Annotated in this window: 6 protein-coding genes and 1 pseudogene; 3 read left to right on the top strand and 4 right to left on the bottom strand. The window is 60.4% G+C overall.

Annotated features, from left to right (window positions below; all coding sequences use genetic code 11):
* Positions 1–2901, top strand: a pseudogene (locus ACQKP2_RS06425) (NAD-glutamate dehydrogenase); the annotation flags it as partial.
* Positions 2902–3061: 160 nt separating this feature from the next.
* On the opposite strand, the gene ACQKP2_RS06420 reads toward ACQKP2_RS06425, so the two are convergent.
* The 4 genes from ACQKP2_RS06420 to ACQKP2_RS06405 all read right to left on the bottom strand — a co-directional run bounded on the left by ACQKP2_RS06420 (position 3062) and on the right by ACQKP2_RS06405 (position 6468).
* On the bottom strand, positions 3062–3772 hold the full coding sequence (locus ACQKP2_RS06420; RefSeq protein WP_427575302.1) for an ATPase: 711 nt from the start codon (positions 3770–3772) through the stop codon (positions 3062–3064).
* A gap of 228 nt (positions 3773–4000) precedes the next feature.
* Positions 4001–4420 (bottom strand): cupin domain-containing protein, encoded by a 420-nt coding sequence (locus tag ACQKP2_RS06415; RefSeq protein ID WP_427575300.1) that lies wholly within the window; start codon positions 4418–4420, stop codon positions 4001–4003.
* 197 nt (positions 4421–4617) lie between these two features.
* A complete protein-coding gene (locus ACQKP2_RS06410; protein ID WP_427575299.1) occupies positions 4618–4911 on the bottom strand; it encodes a putative quinol monooxygenase in 294 nt (97 codons plus the stop codon).
* 123 nt (positions 4912–5034) lie between these two features.
* A complete protein-coding gene (locus ACQKP2_RS06405) occupies positions 5035–6468 on the bottom strand; it encodes a PLP-dependent aminotransferase family protein (protein WP_427575297.1) in 1434 nt (477 codons plus the stop codon).
* A 204-nt stretch (positions 6469–6672) separates the two neighbouring features.
* Here ACQKP2_RS06405 and ACQKP2_RS06400 point away from each other — a divergent pair, with 204 nt between their 5' ends.
* Positions 6673–7113, top strand: coding sequence for a carboxymuconolactone decarboxylase family protein (locus ACQKP2_RS06400; protein WP_427575296.1), 441 nt, complete (start codon positions 6673–6675; stop codon positions 7111–7113).
* A 74-nt stretch (positions 7114–7187) separates the two neighbouring features.
* Complete coding sequence (locus ACQKP2_RS06395) at positions 7188–8168, top strand: LysR family transcriptional regulator (RefSeq protein ID WP_427575294.1); 981 nt, start codon at positions 7188–7190, stop codon at positions 8166–8168.
* Positions 8169–8244 lie beyond the last annotated feature (76 nt).

The following is an 8244-nucleotide window of genomic DNA, read 5'->3' as shown; positions in this document are numbered from 1 at the left end:
CGCGAAGTGGCTCTGCTGCGTGCCTACGCCCGTTACCTGAAGCAGATCCGTCTGGGCTTCGACCTGGGCTACATCGCCAGCACCCTGAACAACCACACCGATATCGCTCGCGAACTGACCCGGTTGTTCAAGACCCGTTTCTACCTGGCGCGCAAGCTCAGCGGCGACGACCTGGACGACATGCAACAACGTCTGGAGCACGCGATCCTCAGCGCCCTGGACGACGTCCAGGTGCTCAACGAAGACCGCATCCTGCGTCGCTACCTGGACCTGATCAAGGCGACCCTGCGCACCAACTTCTATCAGACCGATGCGCACGGCCAGAACAAGTCGTACTTCAGCTTCAAGTTCAATCCGCACCTGATTCCGGAACTGCCAAAGCCTGTTCCGAAGTTCGAGATCTTCGTCTACTCGCCGCGCGTCGAAGGCGTGCACCTGCGCTTCGGCAACGTCGCCCGTGGCGGTCTGCGCTGGTCCGATCGCGAAGAAGACTTCCGTACCGAAGTCCTGGGCCTGGTAAAAGCCCAGCAAGTGAAGAACTCGGTGATCGTGCCGGTCGGTGCCAAAGGTGGCTTCCTGCCACGTCGTCTGCCGCTGGGCGGCAGCCGTGACGAGATCGCGGCCGAAGGCATCGCCTGCTACCGCATCTTCATCTCGGGTCTGTTGGACATCACCGACAACCTGAAGGATGGTGCACTGGTTCCACCGGCCAACGTCGTGCGTCACGACGATGATGACCCGTACCTGGTGGTTGCGGCGGACAAGGGCACTGCGACCTTCTCCGACATCGCCAACGGCATCGCCATCGACTACGGCTTCTGGCTGGGCGATGCGTTCGCATCGGGCGGTTCGGCCGGTTACGACCACAAGAAAATGGGCATCACCGCCAAGGGCGCGTGGGTGGGCGTACAGCGTCACTTCCGCGAGCGCGGCATCAATGTCCAGGAAGACAGCATCACGGTGGTGGGCGTCGGCGACATGGCCGGTGACGTGTTCGGTAACGGCTTGCTGATGTCCGACAAGCTGCAACTGGTCGCGGCCTTCAACCACATGCACATTTTCATCGACCCGAACCCGAATCCGGCGACCAGCTTCGCCGAGCGTCAGCGCATGTTCGACCTGCCGCGTTCGGCCTGGTCGGACTACGACACCAGCATCATGTCCGAAGGCGGCGGTATCTTCTCGCGTAGCGCCAAGAGCATCGCGATTTCCCCGCAAATGCAGGAACGCTTCGACATCAAGGCCGACAAGCTGACCCCGACCGAGCTGCTCAATGCCTTGCTCAAGGCACCGGTGGACCTGCTGTGGAACGGTGGTATCGGTACCTACGTCAAGGCCAGCAGCGAAAGCCACGCCGATGTCGGCGACAAGGCCAACGATGCACTGCGCGTGAACGGCAACGAGCTGCGCTGCAAGGTGGTAGGCGAGGGCGGTAACCTGGGCATGACCCAACTGGGTCGCGTGGAGTTCGGTCTCAATGGTGGCGGTTCCAACACCGACTTCATCGACAACGCCGGTGGCGTGGTCTGCTCCGACCACGTAGTGAACTTCTAGATCCTGCTCAACGAAGTGGTTCAGGCCGGCGACATGACCGACAAGCAACGTAACCAGTTGCTGGCGAGCATGACCGACGAAGTCGGTGGTCTGGTTCTGGGCAACAACTACAAGCAGACTCAGGCGTTGAGCCTGGCGGCCCGTCGTGCCTATGCGCGGATTGCCGAGTACAAGCGTCTGATGAACGATCTGGAAGGCCGCGGCAAGCTGGATCGCGCCATCGAGTTCCTGCCGACCGAAGAGCAACTGGCCGAGCGCGTGGCGGCAGGTCATGGCCTGACCCGTCCGGAGCTGTCGGTGCTGATCTCCTACAGCAAGATCGACCTCAAGGAGCAGTTGCTGGGCTCCCTGGTGCCGGACGACGACTACCTGACCCGCGACATGGAAACCGCTTTCCCGCCGACCCTGGTGAGCAAGTTCTCCGAAGCCATGCGCCGTCACCGCCTGAAGCGCGAGATCGTCAGCACCCAGATCGCCAACGATCTGGTCAACCACATGGGCATCACCTTCGTGCAACGACTCAAGGAGTCGACCGGCATGAGCCCGGCGAATGTGGCGGGTGCCTACGTCATTGTTCGGGACATCTTCCACCTCCCGCACTGGTTCCGTCAGATCGAAGCCCTGGACTACCAGGTGTCCGCCGACGTGCAACTGGAGCTGATGGACGAGCTGATGCGCCTGGGCCGTCGCGCGACGCGCTGGTTCCTGCGTGCCCGTCGCAACGAGCAGAATGCTGCCCGTGACGTCGCTCACTTCGGTCCGCACCTGAAGGAGCTGGGTCTCAAGCTCGACGAACTGCTCAGTGGCGAGATCCGCGACACCTGGCAGGCCCGTTATCAGGGTTACGTCGCAGCCGGCGTGCCGGAGTTGCTGGCGCGCATGGTGGCTGGCACTTCGCACCTGTACACCCTGCTGCCGATCATCGAGGCTTCCGACGTGACCGGCCAGGACGCGGCAGACGTGGCCAAGGCCTACTTCGCCGTGGGCAGTGCGCTGGACATCACCTGGTACCTGCAACAGATCAGTGCCCTGCCGGTGGAAAACAACTGGCAGGCGCTGGCCCGTGAAGCGTTCCGCGATGACGTCGACTGGCAGCAACGTGCGATCACCATCTCCGTCCTGCAACAGGGCGACGGCACCCAGGACGTGGAAACCCGCCTGGCGCTGTGGATGGCGCAGCACGAAAGCATGATCGAACGCTGGCGCGCCATGCTGGTGGAAATCCGTGCCGCCAGCGGCACGGACTACGCCATGTACGCGGTGGCCAACCGTGAATTGCTGGATCTGGCATTGAGCGGTCAAGCGGCAGTACCTGCCGCCGCAGCCCTCGAAATGGAACCGGCGTGATCGGGCGTTGAATGAAAAGACCCGCATCGAAAGATGCGGGTCTTTTTTTTGCCTGGAGGTTTTGCGCTGTCCGGACGGGCGCCATCGCGAGCAGGCTCGCTCCCACATTACACACAGAACCGATGTGGGAGCGAGGCTGCTCGCGATAGAGCCCGGTTGTTCAATGCAACTTTTGACGGTTGTTACTTTCGAGCATCGACACTTTCTCTGTCGGACTGGTCAATAAATTACTGAGCGACTGGTCAAACTTTTGCAGTGCCCTGACTTGCACGTTTTGTTGTTCGTTTATATCGGCAACAATCTCTTCGCTGCGTTTGAAGTCCGCCCAGACCGGACTCAGGGACCTGGCATCCTGTCCTTGTGCCGTACCGATATAGTTGAAGTGACTGTCGTAAAAGTCGGCGCTGACCTTCGCTTCGATATCCGAACTGCGCGAGGTGATCAATTGGCTGCGACTGTCGATGATGGCGACCACATCCGGTTTTGCCGCCCTCAGGCTTTGCATGTCCGGATACACGGTTACCGAACCGAACTGGCGTTGCAGCGAGGCCTTGACCCAGTCGACCGCAAGATCGGGCTTTGACGTATTCACATAGGCATCGTGGATCGATTGCACCAGCAGGCTCTGGCCGAAGCCGGTGCCGGCATTGGCCTGATAGTCCTGCAGGTACGCGCGATTGGCCTGGGTATTGCGACTGTACACGACACCCAGGGACACCCGGCTGCCGCTGGGAACCTGGGTTGCACTGCTTCGACCCACCGGTTCGCTGAACAAACCGTCCAGCGACGAAACTGCCGAAGGTGCCGTGGGAATCGAGCAGCCGGTTAATACCAGCGTTATTGTCAACGTACTGGCAAGCGTAAGTTTCATGGTGTCTCTCCAATGAAACAGGATCGGTCGGGAAGTGTGCTGGCCGAAGTTGATCGGCGCTAACTCCAGACTAAACCGGGAAAGCGGCTTAAGAACAGCCAATAATCCTGGTTATCAAGTCGGTGATAGTTTTATTTGAATTAAGTAACTTCAGTTAATTGCCTGATGAAATAAAAAGGTGCGAATCGAAGTTTCGCACCTTTTTATTTATGGCTATTTGTTCAGCGATCAGTTTTTCAATGGGATCAGCACTTTCTCTTCCGGCGACAACACCATAAACACCAGGAGTTTGGCAGGTTCGGTGGCGCTGGCGTTCTTCGACACCAGGTGTTCGGAGCCGGCCGCTTCATACCAGAATTCGCCCGCCTTATAGGTGACGGCCTTTTCGCCCTTGACCTGAGAGGTGATGGCCCCCGAAAGGACGTAGGCCATGGCGGTGCCGTCGTGTTTGTGGGCAATGGATGACTGGCCGGGCTTGTAGTCCACTTCAATCATCATTGCCTTTTTGCCCGGCACGTTTTTCAGCATTTGGTCCTGCAACACCTTGACCTCTTCCGACGGTGCGCCGGCCTCGTGGGCGAAGGCCGAGGCGCAGACGGTCAGGGTCAGGGCAATAACGGGGACTGCACAGAAGCGCAAAACATTCATGGTTCATTACCTGCGGTGGGTTGTCGGTCAGGAACCAATCTAGTGCGCCACCTGGTGCAATCAAACAGCCAATATTCGGGAAGATCAGGGGGCCAATGCCGGCCCGGAAACGAAAAAAATCGCAGCCCCCCGGCAATGCCTGCAAGGTATCCATACTCTGCAGGCATTGCCGGGGGGCTGCGATCTTTAACGGCTGTTCAGCGGATCGGGAAGCTGTTGAAGTCGACGGCATTGGCCAGCTGGCAATCGATCAGGTCGATGAAACCCTGCACCTGCGGGTCGTTGAAATGCGATTGCATCGCCGCTTCCGACTGCCAATGAGCGCTGACGGTCCAGCGATTACCGTCCTCGGGGCAGCGGTCGACCATATAGGATTCACAGCCTGGCAGTTCACGCAGGGTGTCGACGATTTTCTGCAGTTGCTCGCCCAGCTCTTCCGAGCGGCCAGCGACGGCCTGCACCTTTACGGTATTGATCACTTTGTAGGACATTGCTCGCACTCCTGAATCAGGCTGGACGAATCCTGCTCATTGAGGGTTAAGGCCTTTGCAGGATAGGCCTGTCCCTGCAGACCACCAATAGCCAATCGCCGGATAAAGCCTGAGACCAATCCTTCAGGCCACTTGCTGCAAGATATCGCGCAGGCGGTCCAGGGCGATGTCGATGTCCAGGGTTTCGATGGCGCCAAAGCCCAGGATAAGCCCGTCGCGCGGGGTCTGCTGGTAGTAAAAGCTGTTGATGGGGTAGAGCCCGACTTCGACTTTTTTCGCCAATTCCACCACCAATGCAACGTCGACCGGCACTTTGCACAGCACCGCCATGTGGAAGCCCGCCGTGGTCGGCACCGCTTCGAGCCATGGCGAGAGATCGCCGGCCATGCGCGCCAGAATCCGCTCACGCCTGCCCGCATAGATCGTATGGCAGCGGCGGATGTGCTTGAGCAGGCAGCCTTCGGCGATGAACTTGGCCAGTGCCCACTGGGGCAGGGTGGAGGTATGCAGGTCGGTGAGCTGCTTGGCCCGCACCACGGCTTCGAGAATCGCCGGCGGCAGGATTGCGTAGCCCAGGCGCAACTCCGGCAGCAGGGTTTTGGAGAAGGTCCCGACGTAAGCGACGATCCCGCGTTCGTCCATGCTTTGCAACGAATCGGCAGGCCGGCCTTCGTAGCGGAATTCGCTGTCGTAGTCGTCTTCGATGATGATCGCGCCCAGTTCATGGGCCCTGGCCAGCAACGCCACTCGTCGCTCCTGGCTCATGGGCATGCCCAGGGGGAACTGGTGCGACGGGGTGACGTAAATCAGTCGAGTGCCAAGGGGAATCTTGTCTACCTCGATGCCCTGGGCATCCACCGGAACACCGATCACCGTAGCGCCGTGGGTGCCGAACAGCAGGCGGGCCGGCGGATAGCCGGGGTCCTCCATGGCCACGATGCTGCCAGGGCGCGTCAACACCCGGGAAATCAGGTCCAGGGCCTGCTGGGCGCCGTTGCACACCACCACGTCTTCGTCCTGGCAATTGACCCCGCGCGAGAACGCAATATGCCGTGCGATGGCATTGCGCAGTGCCGGCAAGCCTTCGGGCAGGCTGTAGAAGCCCTTGGACGCCGCGATCTGGCGCAAGGCATGGGACGTGCAGCGGCGCCAGTCGTCCTGGGGGAACTGGCTCTTGCTGGTGGCACCGCCGATGAAGTCGTAACGCAGCGAGCCTTCCAGCGTCGGGTGACGCAGAAACACCGGCAGGGAGCGCCAGGATTCGATCACCTCGAAACCGGCCAGATCGTCAGGGCTTTGTTTGCGCTCGATTTTCGAGGGGCGGGCGTTGACGTAGGTGCCTTTGCCGATCACCCCGGTCAGGAAGTTTTCGTACGTCAGCTGGGCATAGGTGTCGGAGATGGTCTTGCGCGAGATGCCCAGTTGTTCGGCCAGCAAGCGGCTGGGTGGCAGCTGTGTCCCGGCGGCCAGGCGCCCTGATTCGATGGCGCTGCGCAACTGGTTGTACAGCTGACCTGCCAGGTCCTTGCGGCCGTTGATGACAACATGTAGTTCCATGGCGGCGTAGCTCCGGGCATTGGGGGCGCGTGTGCGTCGCGCAAGATTACCCTTATCGGCCGTCCGTGCAGAAGTTGCGTAGGGGAAAAACCGTCGATTGGTCTGTCGTCGGGTGGTCCACGGTTTTTTCGCAGAATTGGACCTGTAACGCACACGCGCCAGGGCCTACCGTGGGCTGTACATCAATGCCCCGCGAGGCCTGCAATGAACCCCCGCCTGGACTACTACAGTGCTTCACCCAAAGCGATGAAGGCGTTGCTCGCCATGGAAGCCTTGACCTGCAATCTGAGCATCGAGCCGGCGTTGTTGCACCTGATCAAGATCCGCGCCTCGCAGCTCAATGGCTGCGCGTTCTGTACCGACATGCACTCGGTGGACGCCCGGCGCCTGGGCGAAACCGACCGGCGGCTGTATTGCATCGTGGTCTGGCGCGACAGCGATTTCTTCACCCGGCGCGAGCGTGCAGCGCTGGCCTGGACCGAAGCGGTGACGCTGCTTGCGCAAAACAATGTGCCGGACGAGGTTTACGAGCAGGCGCGAGAGCAATTCAGCGAAGCTGAACTGGTGGACCTGACAATCGCGGTCACCACCATCAACAGCTGGAACCGTCTGGCGGTGAGTTTCCGCCAGGGGCCCAGTGTCTGATCCGGCTGTCACAGCGGTTTCATGAGTCAAGTGCAGGATGGAACTCCCAGTGATCGTTCGACAGGGAGTCATCAATGTCATTCATGGAAACGGTCGGCAATCGTCGTATTGAGCAATTCCACGCACCTCTGTACCAATCCCTGTCCTTGCGTGTTCCCGTGGCGCAGATCGACCCGGTGCTGGTGCAATGCTTCAGAGCCAGTGCCAGGTGTGGTTGTTTCATGCAGGCCGCGCGCAGCCTCAATATGAAGGCAACGCAGCTGCGCAAGCACTTGGCGCAGCTTGAAGCGCAACTGCAGTGTTCATTATTCAGCCCTTCGGACAATGGTGTCGTGCTCAGTCGTGACGGATTGAAGCTGCACGCGCAGCTGGTCGCACTGGCCCACGAGCGCGACATGCCGGTGATTGAACAACCCTTGGTGCGCCTGGCCGTTGCCGAGCCGATCCTGCATGACATTCTCGGCCGCGATCTGGTGGCCTTGTTGCGGCGCAATGCCAGCATCCGCCTGGACATCATCACCCTCGACAGTGAACTGTCCCTGCAAGCGGTCAGTGCCGATGTGGTGGTCTGGCTGGCCGGCACCGACTCGGCGTTGCCGGGGCCGAGTTTTGCCGTCTGCGAGCCCCAATGCCTGGCGCGGCTCGATTATGTCGCGCACATCGCCAAGCGTTACTCACGGGTGGCCGCGCGTCCGGACAACCTCGATGACCTCGCCGACTTCCTGCTGGTGCAATGGCAACATGACCGTCAGGTCGATGGTTTGCGGCCATGGAATGACCTGGTGGAACAGCGCCTGGCCGGGGTCGTGCAAATGCACTCCTATCCCTTGATGCTGGAGATGATCCGTTGCAGTGCGTGCATCGGGCTGCTGCCGGGCTACATGAGCCGGTTCGATCGCGGGTTGACCGGCCTGCCCGGATTGTTCAGCCATTCGATGCAGCGTCAGGTGTGGATGGCGGTGAATGCGCAGAGCGCGGGCGTGGGCCCGGTGCAGAGGATCGTCGAACTGATCCAGAACACCTTCAACCAACGCAAGGACTGGTTCGAGAACTGACAACGACCCTGGTTCGCTGTAGGAGCCAGGCTTGCCGGCGAACAACGATAACGCGGTACGGCAGATACACTGAAGC

Origin of the sequence: Pseudomonas sp. NPDC089569 (genome assembly GCF_050280625.1) — a bacterium.
Lineage (GTDB): Bacteria > Pseudomonadota > Gammaproteobacteria > Pseudomonadales > Pseudomonadaceae > Aquipseudomonas.
The sequence above is the reverse complement of the archived record's forward strand: the minus strand, read 5'-3'. Positions and strand labels throughout refer to the sequence as shown.